Source organism: Dokdonella sp., assembly GCF_019634775.1.
GTDB lineage: Bacteria > Pseudomonadota > Gammaproteobacteria > Xanthomonadales > Rhodanobacteraceae > Dokdonella.
Window position 1 is genome coordinate 2184765 of the sequence record NZ_JAHCAS010000001.1, and the last position, 19109, is coordinate 2203873.

Here is a 19109-nt window from a genome sequence, read left to right on the forward strand (position 1 = left end):
AGTGCCGGCGGAGATGCTTCAGCAACGCTCCCGGAGTTCCCTGCCGGCACTTCGGCCTGGGGTGGCGTAATGGTGGTGCAGCCGGCTGCCAATGCTGCGAAGATTAATAGAAGGCCAGTAGTGCCTAGCCGGCGGGCAATGGAGAGAAAAGATGGAAATCGATGCATCGCTCGGCTCCTGTAGCGGAGCCGATACCTTCGGCGCATGAAACCGAACGCGCAGCAAAGAAAGGGAGCTAGCGCTCGACCACCTTCTTTCTAGCAATCAGCTACTCTTCGTCACGGTCACGTGGCGGCCAAGCTTCGGCTGATCGCGGTAAGCACAAAAGGCTCAGCGTAGCGTCGTACTGTGCTGCGTGTATCTTCATCTCACGCAGCGGAATACTCGGATCGGCGTGTGGGAACCAAACGGCCGCGGAAATCTTGGTGCCTTGTCGATCATGCAGCACTTCCTGATTTGCCGCGAGGGAGTGTTCTGGCAGAGGAATGACGTTGCCACGGGTGCGGAAGAACGCGCCAGCTCGGGCCGCGGGTTCGCTCGACCAAGCCCAATTGATGAAGCCATCGTTGGACATCACTAGAACGGCCTTCTCATCGGTGTACTGCAACCACTTCAAGATCGCCGCCGTCAGCGACACACCGTAGCGCTCCGCGCATGCGCCGAGGATGTCCATGTCGACGTTCGTGGTGACCTGCTTGCGGTAGTCGTCCAGCGGCATCAGCAGGTACGAAGCAAACAGATCCGCCTGAGCCTCGATGTCGCGATCGTCCTGAGACCAGTTCAGCATGTCGGCATCACTGCACTGGAAGGACTCCCTTTGCATCCGGTGCAGAATGTAGTGCCCAAGTTCGTGCGCTTGCGTGAAGCGCACACGTCCCGGAGATGTCACCGCGTTGTTGTAGAGGAGCAGCCACTCCTTGCGGCCATCCCCGGGAAACAATGCTCCGTCAAAACCTTTGATCGCCGCAGCTTGGACCTTTGTGATGGGATCTGACCAGTTGAATATGCGAGCGGACTCAAGCGCCAACTGAGGCACGTCCACCGGAAACCGATCAATGCCGTGCGCCATGCTGACAGCTTCGACCACCTTCACGAGGCGATTCGCAGCACGCTGGGGCGTCCAGCCGCCGTCCGTCATGGGGTCTTCTTGAAGGTATCGAGGATCTTGCGAAGTTGTTCCTTCGCCTCAGGCTCCAGCTTCTGGTAGCCGCGAAAAAACGCCTCGTCCAAGTGCCGCTCTTCTGGTGCGCGCACGTCTTCCTCTATGAAGTACGAGGCCGCCACACCCAGCGCGTCCGCCAGCGCGGTGAGCTTTTCTGCTGATGGCCGCTGGGACTCGCGATTCTCAAGTTCCCAAAGATAGCTTTTGCTCAAGCCGGCGGCGTCGGCCAGCTTTTCAAGGGTTAGCTTGCGCTCCTTTCGCAGCTCGCGCAGCTTTTCCCCGAGACGGGTCGCCATGGTCACGTCTCCTGTCTAGTTCCTACGAACCCTGAGAATACCACGGTACCGAACTTTTTGTTTGACAACCGAGGAAACGGGTGTAACATCACGGCAAGTTCACGATTCCGAACTTTTTCTGCTGGCGCTCTGAACGCGATCACAAGGACTGATCGGACAGCCCGGCCCAATCACCGAAGGAGCATGTCCACATGTCCAGAGCTCACGTCGATCACCGCGACCTCGTCCGCTTTGCCGAGGAACGCGTCAACCTGCCCAAGGAAAAGGCCGATGAGTTCCGGGCACAGGCGCGCCGACTGCGCGAAAAGCTGGAGGGCTACCTCGCGGAGCATCCGGACTTCGCGCTGAAGAAGATGCTGCTGTCCGGCAGCTTGGCGAAGGGCACGGCACTGCGCTCGCTGAACGACATCGACGTGGCCGTCTATATCAGCGGCTCCGATGCGCCTCACGACCTCCAGGCCCTGCTGAACTACCTTGCCGAGAAGCTGCGCAAGGCGTTTCCCAACTTCAGCCCCGAACAGGTGCAGCCCCAGACCTACTCGGTCACGGTGAACTTCCGCGGAACCGGGTTGAACGTGGATGTCGTACCCGTACTGTACGCCGGCCTACCCGACTGGCGCGGCAACCTCATCAGCCAGGACGACGGCTCGTTCCTGGAAACCAGCATTCCGCTACACCTGGAGTTCGCCCGCAAGCGCAAGCAAGCGCAGCCCACGCACTTCGCGCAGGTGGTGCGGCTGATCAAGTACTGGGCACGTCGCATGAAGCAGGAACACGACGGATTCCGCTTCAAGTCGTTCATGATCGAAATGATCCTGGCCGAGCTGACAGACAACGGCACCGATCTTTCGGACTACCCCGAAGCGCTGCAGTCCTTCTTCACATACGTCGCAGAGAGCAACCTGAGCGAGCGCATCGTGTTCGAGGACTACTACCAGGCCTCGACGGTGGCACCCAGCGCGGACCGTGTGCAGATCATCGACCCGATCAATGCGTCCAACAACGTTGCGCGGCTGTACACCGCCCAGAACGCCGCCGCGATCGTAGACGCGGCGCTGGACGCTGGCGACGCCATCGACGCCGCACTGAAGGCACCTACCAAGGAGTTAACCGTGCACTACTGGCAGAAGGTCTTCGGCTCCTCTTTCCAAGGGTGAACACCATGAGTTACGCCTACACCACCACCGAGACCAAGGCGTTCACCTTGACGCATGCCAGGCACCTGGCGGCGAAAGTGGCAGCCGACCTGAAGCGAATGCAGCGCTTCTACCATGCCCCCGACGATGCTTTCATCGAGCGACTCGAAGGCGAGATCACGGAGCTCTTGCGTCAAGGCTATCTCGACACGGTGACCTATGGCTTCAAGCGCGATGGCGAATGGATCGAGCCGACCCTGCGCTACACGGCCCGTGAACTGGCTGGAGACGGCATGGATGACGATCCGGGCCGTGTTCGCCCCGGCGCCAACGTGGCAGGAGCGTCGTTCTACAGCTATCTCACCTACAGCTCTGCCTGGGATGCACTCACGCTGGCGCAGCGCGAAGCCATCAAGCAGCAGTTGCCCGTCCAACGCACGGGAGCGCCCGAGCCATCGGTCAGCGGAGGCTACTTCGCCGACGACAAGACGTATTCATCCGGCGGCCGCGCCTTGGGCCGCGCCAGTGTCAGGAGCTACTGATGACCACTACCAGCACGCCGGGGCTGTTCGAACGCCCCATCACTTTGCCAGATGCCGACGCCCAGAGCCGTCTGGCCAAGCTGGTCGGAATGGACGACAAGATCCGTCGTCTGAGTAACGTTCTCGCTGTTCTCATCAACCCCGCAGGTCTCAAGGAATGGCTCGACCAGCACCACGCTCATTCGACAGGATTGCTCGACGCCGTGCTGCGCCGGCCCCCATTGGTAGTGCTCTCCGGCGATGTGGGCTCCGGAAAGACCGAACTCGCCGAAACGATCGGTGACATGGTGGCGCGGCAAGAAGGGATCGACATCACACTGCTGCCGCTCAGCCTGTCTTCTCGGGGGCAAGGCCGTGTCGGCGAGATGACCCAACTCGTCTCGGCGGCGTTCGACCACGCCTTCCATGAAGCAAGCAAGGTCAAGTCCTCCAAGGGCAGTCGAGCACGCGGAGGCGTGATACTGCTGGTTGATGAGGCCGATGCGCTCGCGCAATCCCGAGAAGCCGATCAGATGCATCATGAAGATCGCGCGGGCGTGAATGCGTTCATTCGCGGGATCGACCGGCTGGCCAACGGCCACCTGCCGGCCGCTGTGCTGATGTGCACTAACCGCCTCAACGCGTTGGACCCGGCCGTGCGCCGACGCGCGGCCGACATTCTCGTATTCGAGCGACCTGACGAAGCTCAGCGACTTGAGGTCCTTCACCGGCGCCTGGGCGACGCTGGCTTTGGCAAGGCCGATCTGCAATCCCTGGTGGCGGCCACGGGCGAGCAGGCCAAACGCCCTTACGGCTTTACCTACTCGGACCTCACGCAGCGCCTGCTACCCGCGATCGTGCTGGACGCCTACCCTCAGGGGCCCATAAAGCCATCCCGTGCCATCGAACTGGCCCGCGCGATGGCGCCGACTCCGCCGTTCAAAGACTCCACGGCAAGGGGGTGTTAAATGTCTCAGTGGTCGCTCTCCCAGCTTCTTTCCTCTTTGCATGAAGACATCCAGCAGCGCCTCTCTACTGTCCGCAAGACATTTGGCCATCCAGGAACGAAAGGCGATGCAAGTGAAAACGTCTGGATCAGCATGCTGGATACGTACTTGCCGAAGCGTTATCAGGCCGCCAAGGCGCATGTGGTGGACAGTCTCGGGAACTTCAGCCAGCAGATCGATGTGGTGATCTTCGATCGGCAGTACTCGCCCTTCATCTTCACTTACGAGAATGAGACCATCATCCCAGCCGAGAGCGTATATGCCGTATTCGAGGCCAAGCAGACAGCAGACGCCAATCTGGTGGCTTATGCACAGCAAAAGGTTGCTAGCGTCCGCAGCTTGCATCGGACCAGCTTGCCAATTCCTCATGCGGGAGGGACTTACCCTCCCAAGCCTCTCATTCCCATTTTGGGCGGATTGCTTACGTTTGAGAGTGAATGGAGCCCTGCACTGGGGAAATCCTTCGACCGAGCTCTGACCACCGACTTAGAGGACGGGCGACTGGACATCGGGTGCGTAGCTGCTCACGGCCACTTTTTTCTCGACCATGCTACGGGCAACTACAGCTACATCAACGAGAACAAACCAGCGACGGCCTTTCTGTTCAAGTTGATTTCCCGACTTCAGTTCAGTGGGACAGTTCCCATGATCGATGTGGAAGCTTATGGGCAGTGGCTCATGAAATAGGCATATGCCCATCAAACTGGATAGCCATTCGTAGAAATTATCAGAGCAAGCAAGCCCGGCGGTGGCCCGGTCCAAGCGGTCGTCCGGAGCCCGTCGGCGTCCACCCCTACTTGATAGACCAGCTTGGCTCGCACATCGGCAAGCGGCCAGAAAAAGAGCCGACAGCCCTTACGGGGAGTCGGCTCACGTAAACAGGTCAGACCGCGACCAACTGCCGTGCCAGTGCCACCTCCACCGAGTCGCCATCCTGGTTCAGGACATCGAGCCCCGATTCGGGCACGTCGCCGGAGGTGCTCTGCGACACCATGATCTTCCGGGCCATCAGCCCCAGGCAGGTCATCTGCGAGGAGTTGGCGTAGCCGAGGTAGATCACGCGCACCGGCTGCTTCTGGCCGATGCGCCATGAGCGCCGGGCGGCCTGCTGCAACGAATACACGTTGTAGCCGGACTGGAGGAACACGATGGTCGGGAACTCCAGCAGGTCCAGGCCGGTTTTCACCAGCTCGGGATTGGTGATGAGCACGTCGATGCCACGGTCCAACTGCTCGGCGATCCAGTCCTCACGGCGGGAGGCATCCACGCTCGCGCGCAGTACCGCCACCTTGAAGCCTTCCTGCTCAAGCAGCACCTTCAAACGCGACGTGGTGTCGCGCGTGCCAGTGTAGACCGAATAGACCAGGGTCTTGCGACCTTCTGCCTTCTCTTGCTTGCAGATCTCGATCAGCTCGCGTTCCTTGGGCATCACCTCCAGCTCGTTGAACTGAGCCGGCACGAACGCCAAGGTGTTGCGTGTGCGCGGATGTACCACCGTTTCCGACCGGAAGCAGCAGTCCGGCCAGGCCAGCAGCACATTGAGGACTACACCGAGCAGCGTCGTGTCGCGCTTCGCCAGGGCCTGCTTCAGCTCCTGGGTCAGCCGACCCGCCAGATCGCGGTAGGCCGCGGCCTGCGCCGTGTCCATCGCGACTTCGCGGAACTCCTCGTCGTAGGGCGGCAGCACGTTGCCACCGATGTCCTTCAACTTGAGGAAGACCGTGAACGGCAGGACGCAACGCAGCACGCCCTTCGGACCGAAGCCCGGCGCCTTGACCGTGCGCACCGATACCTTGGTGCCCTTGGCCGTCTTGTGCGCCGTGCCAGTGCTCTCGGAATAGATGTCCTTCAAGACACCGTGATCGCGCATGAACGCCATCGCAGCCGACGTCATGCTGCCGCTCTTCGTCGGCCGGTAGCCGTCTTCGATCATCCGCCCCGGCAGGGCTCGGAACAGCAGGTGGAACAGGTCGTCGCCGTAGCCGCCCATCAGTGTGCCGGTGAGCAGCAGCGTCTTGCGCGCCTTGGCCGCCAACACCCCCATGGCCTGGCCCTGTGCGGAGCCGCCGTTCTTGTACTCGTGTGCCTCGTCGGCGATGAGCAGGTCGAACGTGCCTTGGGGAAGCTGCCTCTTGATGAACTCGGACGGCTGGTAGCCGCCCTCGCCGAAGCCGAACTCCATGTTGGCCATCGCACGTTCCATCCGATGGGCTTGCCGGTCCGAGAAGACCAGCTCGCCGTTGCCATCCATCAGGTTGATGAACTCGTGGATGTTGTCCCCGAGCATCGACGCGAGGAAGGCGTCACCGAACTTTTGCATCAGCTTCTGCGCGGTGACTTCCCCGATGGTTGGAATACGCTTCAGTGCCTTGAGCACGGTCGAGGACTGGTCGCTGGCGGACAGGCCTCTGGGACGGATCAGCGTCCACAGCGGTGAGGTGCAGTGGCTGCATTTACGGCGGGACTCTTCCGCTTCTAGATCGATGGTGTTGACAGGCTCGCCGTCCAGGTCGGTGATGACATGCCCGCAAGCCGGGCAGGCCCCCACGTCGCCGTGAGGCGTGCGCCGCCGAACGAAGACAGGCTTCCAGTGGAACCCCATCCGCATCCGCACGCGGCCCAGGACGAAGAACTCCTGGCCCTGCGCCGGCACGCCCAACTGCTCACGCAGTTTCAGCAGCTTGACCAGCGTGTCCGGGCCGTTGAGCACCCAGACCTTGGCCCCGGCCACCGTCTCCTGGATTTCGCGCCGCCACTTGTAGACCAAGTGGGGTGGCGAGAGCACCAGGGTGCGGCGGTAGCCTTCGGCGTTGAGCACGGCGGCGGTGGCAATACCCACCGTCGTCTTGCCGCAGCCCATCTCGCCATTGACGATCGCGGCGCGTTCGCCGCGATCGACCAACAGCTCGGTGACAGCGTGGACCACATCGGCTTGCGCCGGGAACAGCTTGCGCTTGAGCGCGGCGAGGATCAGTTGCCGATGCACCCGCACCTCGCCGGTGTAGACCGGAGGATTGGCGCGGTTGAGCGAGTCGAGCAGCTCGTCGCCGAACTCGGACACGAAGTCCTGCAGGCTGAGCGTGAGGGGTGAAGCGGCCGCTTCGAGCAGGTCGCCCTGCACAGCGGTTTCGGGAACGGTTTCGAGATCGAGGGACATGGTGATGCTCCAAAGCAATGGGGCATGCACCTCCCCCACGGGGCGGTGACATGCCCCTGGGTGGGAAGAAAGAAGCGGCGCGAGGCCGCTGGATGCGGATCAGTATTCGCTGGGCAGCAGCAGTGTGGTGACGCTGCGATCCCATTCGGTGATGATCCAGAGCTTCAGGTCGCGCGTGACCTGGTAGGACGAGAACAGACGATCCTCGCCAGACTTCAGCGCGGCGTCGTTCTGCCGCCGATCGCTGTCGCTCAGGTCGCCCCATTCGCCATGAAGATGGCGGCTCAGGTACGGCGTGGGGTTGAGCCGGCCCTGTCGGACCAGCTCGTCGACGCCGGCGGTCATGACCACCTGCCCGGGCGAAAAGCGTGCTTGTGACGCGAGGTTGAGGACTGCGAGTGCCATGGTGGTATCTCCTTCTGGAAGAAGGGGCCACGGCACCCCATCGGGGCAACGTGACCCCGGTGGGTGGATGAAAGCGACGGTGAACCGTCAGGGAACAGCGATCAGCGGATAGTCAGCACTTCGCCCCACGTGGGCGAGCCCAGCGTCAAATCCCATGCACGAATGACCGGCACGAACTTGTCGGTGAGGATGCGCGTCTCGGCCACGGAGCCGTCGTCGCGCTCGGTGTACTCCGTCTGGAGGGTCTTCTCCTTGTGGGTATCACCTTTGACGACCAGCACGCGCCCGCTCTTGGACGTCACCACGCCGGAGATCGCGCCTGCGGCCAAGGCCAGGGCGAGATGCCAGTGCGACAAGGCCCGCGCGGGCGGACGCAGCGATTGCTGCGCGGCGCCCAGGTGCGTATCGAGCGCCGGCCAGAGTCCTTGTAGCCGGCCGACTTCATCGGCGAACTGCTCGGGCTCCATCGTCACGCGATAGAAGTGCTCCGGCTCGGCCGGGCTGGCAGGGACGGTGTACGGCAGGAACGGCCATTCGAGCGGCAGTTCCTCGGCTTCGGCGTCACCCTCTCCGATCTGCAGCAGCAGACCGCGCACGGCTTTGACCGACTCCGACGCCTGGTCGCGTTGACGAATCCTGCGACCGAAGATCACCACCTGCTTGAACTGCGTTTCCACCGCACGGTAGATGCGCAGGTCGGCGAAGTGGCGCGTCAGCCATCCGACCAGCTCGGGGTCGAGCACGTAGGACGGCACGATGAAGATCAGCACGCCGCCGTACTGCAGCAGCGGCAGCGCGCGCTGATAGAACAGCTTTTCCAGCCGCGCACGGCCCTGGCCCTGATAGCCGATGTTGCCGTTCACGTCCTTGCTCAGGTCGCCATACGGCGGGTTCAGCCACAGCAGCCCGAAGGACTGGCGCGAGATCAGCGTGTCCATCAGGTCACCGTGGATGCAGCGATCGACCAGTTGCCGTGCGTGGCGGGCACGCTCGGCGTCGTACTCGACGACGAAGGCCTGGACCTGCTCGCGCCCGAGGGCGTGGGCGGCTTCGGCAATCGCCACGCCTTCGCCGGCGCAGGGATCGAGGATGGACATGGAGCCGGGAGACGGCGCCAGTGCGGACAAGGCCCGCTCCAGCGTCGGCTCGTCGGTGGGGAAGTAGCCGTTACGAATGAAATTGCGCGCCAGGCGCGGAAACATGAGTGTCATGGATTTCTCCTGGTGATGGATGAGGGAAGGCGGGCACGCGCGGCGCGCATGCCCGTGGGGATGGCTCACGCCACACGCCGAAGCGGTGCGTTCGCGGCCAGTTCGTACTGCGTGGCGCCGAGGGTGCCGTTGCGGATCAGCTCGCCCAACGCCTTCGTCAGCGCCGGGACATCGAGGGCCAGCCGATGGCCTTCCAGCGGCCCGAGGGCCAAGGGAAGACCGGTCAGCATCCGCCGTGTCTGCAACAGCTCCAGCACGGTGTCGCGCCAGTGGTCGAGCAGTGGCAGCGGGCAGGTGTCCTGCACCAGCGTCCACAGCCGGTCGAGCCGGTGAGCGGAATCCCTGGGCAGAAGCGCCAGCGCGCTGGCGTTGGCCTTGTCTGGCTTCACGCAGCGACGATCGAACAGCCACACATTCGTCAGCGAACCGAACAGCGTTCGCCGATAGGCACGGGTGATGCGCTTTTCCAGGTTCTCGACGTTGCCGACGAAGACCGGGATGGATGCGCCCTGCTCGGTGATGACGTGGAACTGATCCAGTCCCTGTTCATCCCGGCCGAGGGTCAGGCGGGCGAGGAACTCCTGAACGGCGGTGTCGCGCGCCCAGATCGAGAGAAAGACGAGATTGCCCTGCTCGTCACCGACGCAACCGTCGGCCATGAGGTCGGGGCATTCGTCGATGCGGTACAGCGGTTTCGCGGAAGAAGGTGCAGGCATGGTGATGTCCTCTTGAAAATGAAGGAGCAACCACAGCCCGCGGGGCCATGCTCGCCCCGGTTGGGTGGAAGGAAGATGCGTGCCGCTAGACAGCGCGCCCCGCGTGGAAGCGGTGAACCCGCTCGCGCCACGCGGGGCTTTGCACCGGCGCCATGTCGAGATAGCGCAGCGGACACGAGTAGTAGTACGGATGCACGGACTCATCGAGGGACTTGTAGCCCCACTCGAGGCCCGCGCTTTCCAACAGATGGCAGCCGATGTAGGCGACGGACTCACCGGCCGCGAGGCCCATGACGCCCGTCTGCTTGGCGGTGACGCGAACCACGGTCCACAGAACGTCGCCGTCCAGCGTGTGGTCGATGACTTCGCAGCAAGCGCGTTCGGACGCCTGCGGAGCGATCAGCTCGCGGATCAACTGATCGCGCGTCTGACGAACGAAGGTCCAGCCCATGAGGGTCTCCTTGAAGAAATGGCCGGAGCCCTCCCCGTCGGGGGAGAACCCCGGCGGGTGGCGGAATGCCGCGCAAGGCGGCGGATGGATCAGGCAGCTTGGAGGTGCCAGTCCTGGGATAACGGAGCGAACTCGTAGCCCAGCTTGTCGAGACGGTCGCGCTGCTGACGCAGCACACGACGATCCACGGTCGCATCGAGCTTCACGGTCTCGCCCAGGGGCCACAAGGCACCGAACAGCGCCGCGTCGTCTGCCTCGGCCGAGGCCGCAGCGGACACGGGAGCCGGTTCGCTGCCGAACGGCGTGGTATCGACCAGGGGATCGCGCGGACTGCGCGGCTTCGCCTTCGGCTTGGCCGGGGGCGTTGCCGGCACGGGCGCCTGCGCCTCCTCGTCGATCGGATCGACTTCCTGCGGACTCAGCCGGCGGGCTTCGTCGCGGCTCAGGGCGTCGATGTTGGACAGTGTCATCCCGCCCAGATGGGCGCGGATCTCGATGACCATGCGGCCGTTGGCGTTGTACGTGGAGGGACGAATCTCGACGATGACGAAATCACCGTCGTACTTGCCCTCGCGGTACTGATCGAGTTCGGCGTTCTTCACGACGAACTCGCCGATCGAGGTCGCCAGGCGGCCGACGTTGAAGTCGCCGTTCCTGCCGTGGATGGTCTTGATGGCCAGTTGGCCGGGGATGGTGATCATGAAGGTCTCCTGGGACGAAGAGAAGACAAGGCCCCGGGGATGGGGCCTTGCGGATCAGAACGACTCGGCAACGGCCAATGCGGGGGCATCGGCTGCGTCGTCGGCAGCATCGGCGACGGGCTCGGAAGGCTCCGGTGCCGAGGCTTGCTGCGCAGCGGGCGCGTCGGACGTCACAGGGACTTCCGGCTCCCGCTCGTCGGTCTCGGTCGGCTTTGGTTCGGCCTTGTAGACGAGCTTGCCGTCGACCTTGATCCAACTGACGAACAGCAGGCGGGCCTTGAGGCTCACACCCTGCTCGCCGGCACGCTTGCCCTTGGAGTAGGTGAAGGTGTCGGTCCACAGGTCGCCCAGGCGAAAGCCGATCATCACCTTCTTCTCGGCGTCGACCGCCTGAATGCAGCGGCGCACCAGGTGCTGCGCTTCCGAACCCGATACGCGCGTGTCGAAGCGCACATACGAGACGTCATCGCTGGGACCGTTCAGGGCTGCGATGTCGCAGGCCAGGAACGCATCGCCTTTCTTGGGCTTCACTTCGCGGATGCGATTGAGATACCCGAGGCCGGTGATGTGCAGATCGAAGTAGGACTTTTCGGTGGAAGTGGTCATGGTGAATCTCCTGGGAACAATGAGGCGGAGACACACCCGACCCAAGGCGGGGAAGGTGTGGAACCCCCGCGTGGGTTGATGGAACAGCTTGGTGGCATCGCCATCGAGAACCGATGGCCGTTCGCGCATGGATGCCGGTGCGAACTGGAGTGATCAACGCGGCCGGAACCGCATCGCAGCCTTGAAGATCGTGGCTGCCTGGGCATGTCGCTGACGGACGTCAGCGGAACATGGCCGGAAGCGTGGCGCCAGGACGGCGCGCAGGCGAGCGGCAATCGGCACTCGCGGCTGTCCGCATTGCCGGGAAGAATGAGGCCCCCGGAGCGGGGGCCAGGGATGGGCGGTCAGTTGCCGCTGGGGGTGGAAGGAACCGCCTGCAGCGACAGGTGTGTCGCGGTGGCGGACACGTCGAGGTCGTCCTCGCTGCGCAGGATGCGCGCAAACACGCCCTCCTGCGGATCGAAGACCTCGCCGAAGTCGTCGCCACCGACCTCGGCACGCGCCAGTTCCCACCAGTCGTCGAAGGCATCGACATCCGGGTTGCAGCCGGCGGCATAGGCGATGGTCTTCTGGCGACCATCGGGTCGGCGCTCGCCGCGCTCGGCCAGGAAGTACACGCCGTGATCCTTGACCAGGATGACGCGGCATTGATTCGCCACCGCTTCGGCGAGCACGGGCCGCAGCTCCGTGCCTTTGAATCGAACAGTCATGGGTGTGATCTCCAGGGAGGCAGGAAGAGAGGCTTCCCGCCGCGAGGGCGGGAAGCTGCTGGGAGGTCAGTGCCGGACAGCCTTGCGACCCGACTGACACTGCACGCGAATGCGTCTCCAGCTCCCGTCGTCGATCAGCCGTTCCAGCGTCTCGCCGAGGGTGTCGAAGAACACCTCATCGACCCGTTCGACCAGCTCGCCGTCGCGGCGCAGCTCCACCGCGTAGAGGTCGAGGCCACGCTCATACAGCACGGTGACGCGACCCTGGAACTTCATCGTGGCGACGGTGAAGCCGATGGCCGGCGGCGTGCGGATGATGTCGGCGGGCAGCGGATCGACCCAGGTGATGTCCCGCGCACCGGCATCCACCAGCATGTGGGTGATGCGCCGGAAGCCGTCGGGAGCAGGCAACTGCTCCAGTTGGTCGATCAGTTCCTGCAGCTCGGGGCAGCGCGGCTCGGGGATCGGCAGCTTCGCCGGTGCGGAACCGAGCACGAACCGCTTCACCGTGTAGGGCTGGCCGTCGGCGGTGAACTCGGTCTGCTCCTCGGGCGTGTCCGCCCGCTGACCGTCGAAGCGGCGTCTGACATAGGGTTCGACCTGCACCTTGGCGCCCTCGTCGGGCACTTCGGTCACGAGCGTGCGATCGAGTACCGCGAACTCGGCCCGTCCCGTCTTGACGACGATGGCCTCGTCGGTGGTGGCGATGACCTTGCCCTCGAATGGCTTCGGGTCGATGTGAAAGCCCAGCGTCGAAACCTTGGGCTGGCCGTCGAAGATGTTGAACTTGAACGAACGGACGTTGGAAGGCACATGACCGACGACGAGCGCCGGCATCTGTGCGCGGATGGCTTGCGTATCCATGGGGAGACTCCTTGTGGCAACCAAGGGACTCCCGCCTGCAAGGGAGGTCGGTCCCTTGAGGGTGAGGTGGATGGACGCGGGTGCGCCCGGAGAACGAAGCAACCAGCACGGCGAACCGCGCCGCAGTCTCGAAGGTCTCGACTGCCTGGGCATACTGCCGGCAACGCCAGCGAACATGCGGCCAGCGTGCGGCACATGGCGGCGACCGTCCGTTGGGAATCGGCAATGCGCCGGCACCGCGTTCCGCGCAAAAGAAGAGCCCCGACGTGGGGGCTCGAATGGGTTGCGGGTTACTCGTCGTCGTAGAGCGTCAGCCCGTCCAGCACGGGCGCGTCGGCATCGAACACCAACATGCGAACGTCGGCGAGCGCAGCCAGGTGCAACACTTCCACGAGGGACTCCGGCACGCCCTTGGCCCGGTGCTCCTGCCGCAGCTCTTCGGCGGTGATGCCCTCGACATGCTGCAGGTTCGCATCCGTCCAGGGCGTGGCGATCAGCTTCACGCCGACCGCCGGGCTGTAGGGAATGCGGAAGGCCATGAACAAAAAACCGCTCGGCGTGGCGATGTCCGCCAGTTCGGCGAGGAAGCGGCCGGCCTCCTCGGTGATATGCACCGAACTGATTTCCCAAGCACGGCTGTAGAACCCGGTCTCGAAGCGCAGGCGGCGTACCACCTCGCGCGCGGCTTCCTCGGAGTAGGTATCGCCGACGTGCAGCGGCTGGCCGGCTTCTTCGGCCATGACGGCGTAGACGAGGTTTCGGGCGATGCCGTGGCTGGGGCACTGCGCGTCCAGCTCGGGCGGCACGTTCTGGCCCTCGGTGATCAGCGCGAAGTCGTCGCAGAAGACGCAGGCATGGCGCTCGACCTGGCTGTCCGGCAGGTGCGACTGCGAGACGTGCAGCGGCAGATAGCTCAGCGGGCAGTCGTCGTCGTAGGAAATCGCCAGCAGCCGCTGCACGGACAGGCCACCGTAGCCGCGGACGAAGGGGTTTTTGGAATGAGACATGGGATTGCTCCAGCAGAGGATGGCCGAGGCAATCCCCTGCCGGGGATTGAACCCCAGCGAGTGGATGAAGTGGCAGCCGGTCAGCCGGCCGCGGCGTCGGGCCGCCCTGGTGGCGGGCGGTGCAGGTCAGTGGAAGATGGTGATTCGGGACATGGCCGCTCCTGCGAAAGGAAGGAGGGACATGGCCCCGAACGGGGACGCATGTCCCTCGTGGGGTGGGATGAAAGGACGGTGGGTTGCCAGGCGCGGTTCACCAGCCGTTGTAGTGCAGCGTGAGATCAGCGATGACCTGGCGCCGTTCCAGATCGAGGCCGCCGAAGTCGGACAGCCCCTCGAAGCCGCAACGCTTGAGCATCGCGCCGCCCTCGCGGGAGTTGTAGAAGCTCACCATCGCGGACAGGAACATGCGTTGACCGCTGCTCAGCACGCCCAGGGCGTCGTTGAGCATCAGCATGTTGGGCCGCAGGTCCCACTTGGTGGTGGCACGCTGCAGACCTTCGCGTGTGCCGTCGCCGAACCACTCGTGGCCGGCGATTTCGGCGCCGCGCTTCCATGCTTGGAAGAACGCTTCGGGCGCTTGGGAAAAATGCAGATCCTCCAGAGCGATCAGGTCGAGTACGTCTTGGGGCAAGGACTGGTTCATGAGGAATCTCCTGGCGAGAGGGTTTCAAGGCTTAAGCCGCTGTTGCCAGTGGCCTGTCTCCAGGGCATGGCGGGCGGCCTGGTACGAACGGAAGTACTGGACGGACTCACGCGAGACCGGACCTTCTGCATCGGTGGTGCCGATGTAGTGGCCGGCGGCGCTGTGGCAGACCTGCAGGGGCAGGCGCTTGCCGATGTGGACCAGGGCCAGATGGCCGATGGAATCGGCACAGGCCTGTGCGGGGCTGGGAAGCACCGCTGGGGGCGGACGGGGCATGGCAATCTCCTGGCGAAGGTCGGAGGCCACATCCCGAACGGGAGCGGAAACCTCCCGGTGGATGGAACAAAGCAGGCATCGGCGCCGCGAGGGCGTGCGTCCGCGGTGGTCGATGCGAAGCGGACTGGGCGGGTCGCACGGAGGAGCTCCGCGGCAGCCGGATGACCCTGGCTGCTGGCATGGTGCTGACGAGTCAGCGACGCATGATGGGAGGATCGGCGCGAGGAGGGTCGCTGTGGTCCAAGAAACAGAAATCCGTCATCACCGCAATGCCGCCGAATCCGGCTAGTGCCCTATGCACCAGGACCCGGTTGGGTACGACTGGTGCTGCGACGAAGCGATGGCGTATTGCGTATGAAGGCTGCGCCAGATGCTCCAGTGCTTGAATGCACCGAAAAGTCACTGCCTGACGGGATGAGATGGCTACACTGCGAGCGTTGCACCATTACGGCGATGGGGGCACATGGAGCGGAATGGACACAACGAGAGACTTCGACTTAGTGGAGCCGCTGATCGGCGAGACATGGGTGGTGGATGGGAAGGTGGCGGCCTCACCACCTGGCGAGATCGATGCGCTGTATATCCGGCCGATGCTGCACCAATGGGGATCGGTGCCATCGGGCTCGAAGGTGCTGCATTCACTGGTGCTCGACAACAATGTGCTGACCGACATGGTCGAAGGCCGTCGTTCGGCCAACACCGACTATCTGGAGAACCTTCTGCGCTCGAAGCCGTTGGAGCTGAACCCGGTGATGGCCATGCTCGAACAGCGGCAGAAGTTTGGAGGCGCCAGCCAGGCACTGCATGATTTTGCCGAGTTGCTGGGGCAGCGCTTTGGTGCCTGGGCGGCCAAGCAAAATGCCGGATACTTCGACAGGTTGCTGGAGGACGGCAAGCCTGAGCTTGCGCAGAACATAGCCCTGCTGTCGGGCTACCTGCCAGCCATTCTGTACATCTACCACCAGCCTGGCAGTGCGGAATCCAAGCTGGAGTGGTTGAGTGGCCTGATCCAGGCGGTGGATCTGCCATTCCTGCAATTGCCCTTCTATCTTGCTGCGTTGTTGTTTCTCGTGAAGGAACAACCTGCGCTGTTCCGCAACAAGGTCATCCGCAAGGTGAAGAGTGACACCAAGTTGATGGCCAGCCTTGAGGAGCAGAAGAAGGCGGTGCTGAATCTTGCGCACGATGTGATGCTGCCTGCGGTAGCGATTTTTCCTGCCGGTGTCGAGGGCACGATCGTGTTTCCATACATCGCCACCCGCGACTACTTGTTGCAGGATTTCCTGGGGGAAATCCGTTGCCGTGCCGTCGTGGCGATCCCAGGTGGTCGAGCCAATGGCGCTTGGGAGTTGAATCCAACCGGTCATATCCATGCGCGACTAGGCGAAGTCGTCGCCCGCTGTCTACCCAAACGCGCGGGGCCTGGAACTGTGGCGGAGCAGTCGGTGCGTCGCGCGAACCTGCGAGCGTTCTCGGACAGCTATCTGGCGAAATGCCTGCTGCTGAAGAAGCAGCCCGGCACGCTTGAGTGAAAGCTGGCAGGTCGGCAGATCTCCATGAGTCGTTGAGGTCATGGTGTTTCCTGTTCGGGTTTCGGGAAGGCTGGAAAAAGGCGCCGAAGACCTGCAGGTCTTCGGCTATCGAACAAGAAACCACCCGTGGGCTGGCACAGCGCCTGGCCGTCGTCGGAGCCGTCCGCTGTCGCAGCATTCACACCCGACCCGTGTCGTGGTTGGGGCCGAAATCCTTTGGCACGCATACGCGCACAAAGGGAGCCCGTTGTTCCGCCGGCGGGCACCGGCACGGAATACCCTCGGCCCAAGGGGCCTCCTCACGGCTCGCGCGGCGGCAAGGCGTCAGGAAGCCCCTCGTGACCGAGGCAAGGCACACCGATCAAGGGAATGGCGGCGGGCGCGATTCGTGGGAGCAATGACCTTCTCGCCCCGTCGCCCGATGGCGGGCAGACGGGGCGCGCACACCGTTGCAGAAGGAGACGCGCGCTTTGGAGTCCCGCGCGGTGCGGGACGTTTGCCTCGCCGCCAGTGAAGTGGCCGGCGCGGCAGGGGGAAAGCGAGGATCAGGACGCCTTGGAGGCAGCGCGCCGCTTGCGCGGTGCGCTGCGCCGGCCCGTCGGGGACTCGATCGGCAACGTACCCTTGCAGTCCGGGTAGCGCGAGCAGGACCAGAACGCGCCGCTCTTGCCCGTGCGCTGCTGCATCGGTGCGCCGCACTGCGGGCAGGCCGGCGCCGGCGGCAGCTTGAGCGAGAGCGTTGCGCCGCGGTACTGCTGCACGAGCTGGCCGACCCACACGGACTGCTTCTCGATGAAGGTGTCCAGCGCCATTTGGCCGGCCTCGATCATGTCGAGCGCCTGCTCCCACACCGCCGTGGTGCCGGGGTCGGCGATGGCCGAGGGCACCGCGTCGATGAGCGTGAATGCCGCGTCGGAAGCGCGGACGGCGCGGCCTTTCTTGACCAGGTAGCCGCGACCGATCAGACCGTTGATGATGTTGGCGCGTGTCGCCTCGGTGCCGATGCCGGTGGTATCTCGCAGCTTCTGTTTCAGGCGCGGGTCGGTCACGAACTTGGCGACGGTCTTCATGGCCTTGATCAGCTCGCCCTGCGTGTAGGGTTTGGGCGGCAGCGTCTTCAGCGCCTTGAGATCCACCTTTCCGACCGGGCAGGACAGGCCCGCATGCAGGGCGGGCAGCACCTGGCTGCGCTGCGCATCCTCGCCATCGGCATCGTCCGGCCCCGGCGTCGCCAGCACCTCACGCCAGCCGGTGACGGCGATCTGCTTGCCCACGGCCGCCAGCGACTGACTGCCGCACGAGAACTGCGCTACCGTCCGGTCGAACTCATGGTGCGGGAGGAACTGCGCGAGGTAATGGGCGCGGATCAGCCGGTAGACGGCCAGTTCCTTCTCGTTCATGGCCGACAGGTTGGCGGGCTCCAGCGTCGGGATGATGCCGTGGTGAGCCGACACCTTGCCGTCGTTCCATGCACCCGAGCGCTGTTGGCGATCCAGGCGGTCGATCAGCGGCCGCAGGCTGGGGTCGGTCTTGACCAGGCTGTCGAGTACGGTCGGCACCTCGGCCAGCATGCTCTCGGGTAGGTAGCCCGAATCCGAGCGCGGATACGTTGTCGCCTTGTGTGTCTCGTACAGCGCCTGGGCAATGTCCAGCGTCTCCTGCACGTCGAGGCCCAACTGCTTGGAGCACACCTCCTGCAGCGTGCCCAGGTCGAACGGCAGCGGCGGTGCCTCGCGCACGCGCTCGGTGTCCACCGACACGACCTGCGCATCGCGTGCCGCGCGAATGCGATCCGCAGCCTGCTGCGCCACCGGCTGCTGAAGGCAGCGACCCGCTGCATCCGTGCTGCCTTCGGGCGGTATCCAGCTCGCGGTGAAGGATTGGCCGGCATGGGATAGCAGCACATCCACGGCCCAATACGGCATGGAGACGAATCGCGCGATCTCGCGATCACGATCCACGACCAACTTCAGCGTCGGCGTCTGCACGCGCCCCACCGACAGCACGCCCGTATAGCCGGCCTGGCGCCCCAGCAGGGTGAACAAGCGGCTCAGGTTCATCCCGATCAGCCAGTCGGCACGCGAACGGGCGAGTGCGGAGAAATACAGCGGCAGCGTCTCGGCGGACGGTTTGAGCGCGCCCAGCGCCTTGCGGATCGACGAATCGTTGAGCGCCGACAGCCACAGGCGCTGAATCGGCCCGCGGTAGTCGCATAGGTCGATGATCTCGCGGGCGATCATCTCGCCCTCGCGGTCGGCGTCGGTCGCAATCACCAGCTCACCCGCCTTGGCGACGAGCTGCTGCACGACCTTGAATTGCGCTGCGGTCGCCGCCTTGGGCTCGACACGCCAACGCTCAGGAAGAATGGGCAGTTGCTCGATGGCCCAGCGCTTGTATTGCTCGCCGTAGCCTTCGGGCGGAACCGCCTCCACCAGATGACCGATGCACCAGGTCACGACGACACCCGCGCCGCTGTAGCAGCCGTTGCCGCGTTGAACGGCGCCCAGCACACGGGCGATGTCCTTGCCCTGGGACGGCTTCTCGCACAGGAACACGCGCATGAAGCCTCCTTGGAAATGTGCGGTTCATCGGATGGGCGTCAGCTTGGCGGCGCCAGGAGATGCCGACAGCAAGGAAGCCGATTGATGCAGACACCGCTTTGTGATCGGCAGGCGGGCCGTTGCCGCAGCGGTGCGCATGGACCGCAG

Annotated in this window: 20 protein-coding genes; 5 read left to right on the forward strand and 15 right to left on the reverse strand. The window is 64.0% G+C overall.

What is annotated here, in order from left to right; all coding sequences use genetic code 11:
* Nucleotides 1-268: 268 nt before the first annotated feature.
* Both KF907_RS09365 and KF907_RS09370 read right to left on the reverse strand, forming a co-directional pair.
* The gene (locus KF907_RS09365; RefSeq protein WP_011829964.1) at nt 269-1138 is read right to left on the reverse strand and encodes an ImmA/IrrE family metallo-endopeptidase; all 870 of its coding nucleotides are present in this window, start codon (nt 1136-1138) and stop codon (nt 269-271) included.
* A complete protein-coding gene (locus KF907_RS09370) occupies nt 1135-1458 on the reverse strand; it encodes a helix-turn-helix domain-containing protein (protein WP_011829963.1) in 324 nt (107 codons plus the stop codon). The genes KF907_RS09365 and KF907_RS09370 overlap by 4 nt, the downstream gene beginning before the upstream one ends.
* Nucleotides 1459-1649: 191 nt before the next feature.
* On the opposite strand from KF907_RS09370, the gene KF907_RS09375 reads away from it, so the two are divergent.
* Genes KF907_RS09375 through nucC form a run of 4 tightly spaced genes read left to right on the forward strand, consistent with a single transcriptional unit; the run spans nt 1650 to nt 4809 of the window.
* Entirely contained in the window at nt 1650-2615 is a 966-nt protein-coding gene (locus KF907_RS09375; RefSeq protein ID WP_050157977.1) for a CBASS oligonucleotide cyclase, read from the forward strand.
* A 5-nt stretch (nt 2616-2620) separates the two neighbouring features.
* Nucleotides 2621-3136 (forward strand): HORMA-1 domain-containing protein, encoded by a 516-nt coding sequence (locus tag KF907_RS09380; RefSeq protein WP_050157975.1) that lies wholly within the window; start codon nt 2621-2623, stop codon nt 3134-3136.
* Nucleotides 3136-4083, forward strand: coding sequence for an AAA family ATPase (locus tag KF907_RS09385; RefSeq protein ID WP_050157973.1), 948 nt, complete (start codon nt 3136-3138; stop codon nt 4081-4083). The genes KF907_RS09380 and KF907_RS09385 overlap by 1 nt, the downstream gene beginning before the upstream one ends.
* Entirely contained in the window at nt 4084-4809 is a 726-nt protein-coding gene (gene nucC / locus KF907_RS09390) for a CBASS effector endonuclease NucC (RefSeq protein WP_050157971.1), read from the forward strand. It abuts the gene before it with no gap.
* A gap of 196 nt (nt 4810-5005) precedes the next feature.
* Here the strand turns inward: nucC and KF907_RS09395 are convergent, their stop codons facing one another.
* The 12 genes from KF907_RS09395 to KF907_RS09450 form a co-directional block, all read right to left on the reverse strand.
* Nucleotides 5006-7279 carry a helicase-related protein gene (locus KF907_RS09395; RefSeq protein ID WP_291219917.1) on the reverse strand — a complete coding sequence of 758 codons (2274 nt, stop codon included), beginning with the start codon at nt 7277-7279 and terminating at the stop codon, nt 5006-5008.
* A 99-nt stretch (nt 7280-7378) separates the two neighbouring features.
* Nucleotides 7379-7684 (reverse strand): hypothetical protein, encoded by a 306-nt coding sequence (locus KF907_RS09400; RefSeq protein WP_041104402.1) that lies wholly within the window; start codon nt 7682-7684, stop codon nt 7379-7381.
* 101 nt (nt 7685-7785) lie between these two features.
* Nucleotides 7786-8895: a DUF6094 domain-containing protein gene (locus KF907_RS09405; RefSeq protein ID WP_291219918.1), complete on the reverse strand. Its 1110-nt coding sequence runs from the start codon at nt 8893-8895 to the stop codon at nt 7786-7788.
* Between the two features lie 65 nt (nt 8896-8960).
* Entirely contained in the window at nt 8961-9611 is a 651-nt protein-coding gene (locus tag KF907_RS09410; protein ID WP_003141029.1) for a hypothetical protein, read from the reverse strand.
* A gap of 85 nt (nt 9612-9696) precedes the next feature.
* Nucleotides 9697-10062: a hypothetical protein gene (locus KF907_RS09415; protein WP_041104397.1), complete on the reverse strand. Its 366-nt coding sequence runs from the start codon at nt 10060-10062 to the stop codon at nt 9697-9699.
* Nucleotides 10063-10151: 89 nt separating this feature from the next.
* On the reverse strand, nt 10152-10763 hold the full coding sequence (locus tag KF907_RS09420) for a DUF3275 family protein (RefSeq protein ID WP_034080686.1): 612 nt from the start codon (nt 10761-10763) through the stop codon (nt 10152-10154).
* Between the two features lie 54 nt (nt 10764-10817).
* Nucleotides 10818-11498: an STY4534 family ICE replication protein gene (locus tag KF907_RS09425; RefSeq protein ID WP_472843835.1), complete on the reverse strand. Its 681-nt coding sequence runs from the start codon at nt 11496-11498 to the stop codon at nt 10818-10820.
* Between the two features lie 215 nt (nt 11499-11713).
* The gene (locus KF907_RS09430; RefSeq protein ID WP_041104392.1) at nt 11714-12079 is read right to left on the reverse strand and encodes a DUF3085 domain-containing protein; all 366 of its coding nucleotides are present in this window, start codon (nt 12077-12079) and stop codon (nt 11714-11716) included.
* A gap of 66 nt (nt 12080-12145) precedes the next feature.
* Nucleotides 12146-12943 carry a hypothetical protein gene (locus KF907_RS09435; protein WP_058147921.1) on the reverse strand — a complete coding sequence of 266 codons (798 nt, stop codon included), beginning with the start codon at nt 12941-12943 and terminating at the stop codon, nt 12146-12148.
* A 290-nt stretch (nt 12944-13233) separates the two neighbouring features.
* Nucleotides 13234-13902: a DUF5983 family protein gene (locus KF907_RS09440; RefSeq protein WP_472843836.1), complete on the reverse strand. Its 669-nt coding sequence runs from the start codon at nt 13900-13902 to the stop codon at nt 13234-13236.
* A gap of 298 nt (nt 13903-14200) precedes the next feature.
* A complete protein-coding gene (locus tag KF907_RS09445; RefSeq protein ID WP_023443919.1) occupies nt 14201-14593 on the reverse strand; it encodes a hypothetical protein in 393 nt (130 codons plus the stop codon).
* 24 nt (nt 14594-14617) lie between these two features.
* Nucleotides 14618-14869 (reverse strand): hypothetical protein, encoded by a 252-nt coding sequence (locus KF907_RS09450; RefSeq protein WP_023443920.1) that lies wholly within the window; start codon nt 14867-14869, stop codon nt 14618-14620.
* Between the two features lie 473 nt (nt 14870-15342).
* Here KF907_RS09450 and KF907_RS09455 point away from each other — a divergent pair, with 473 nt between their 5' ends.
* Nucleotides 15343-16401 (forward strand): hypothetical protein, encoded by a 1059-nt coding sequence (locus KF907_RS09455; protein ID WP_162839967.1) that lies wholly within the window; start codon nt 15343-15345, stop codon nt 16399-16401.
* Between the two features lie 545 nt (nt 16402-16946).
* On the opposite strand, the gene KF907_RS09460 is transcribed toward KF907_RS09455, so the two are convergent.
* The gene (locus tag KF907_RS09460; protein WP_023443922.1) at nt 16947-18962 is read right to left on the reverse strand and encodes a DNA topoisomerase III; all 2016 of its coding nucleotides are present in this window, start codon (nt 18960-18962) and stop codon (nt 16947-16949) included.
* Nucleotides 18963-19109: the final 147 nt, after the last annotated feature.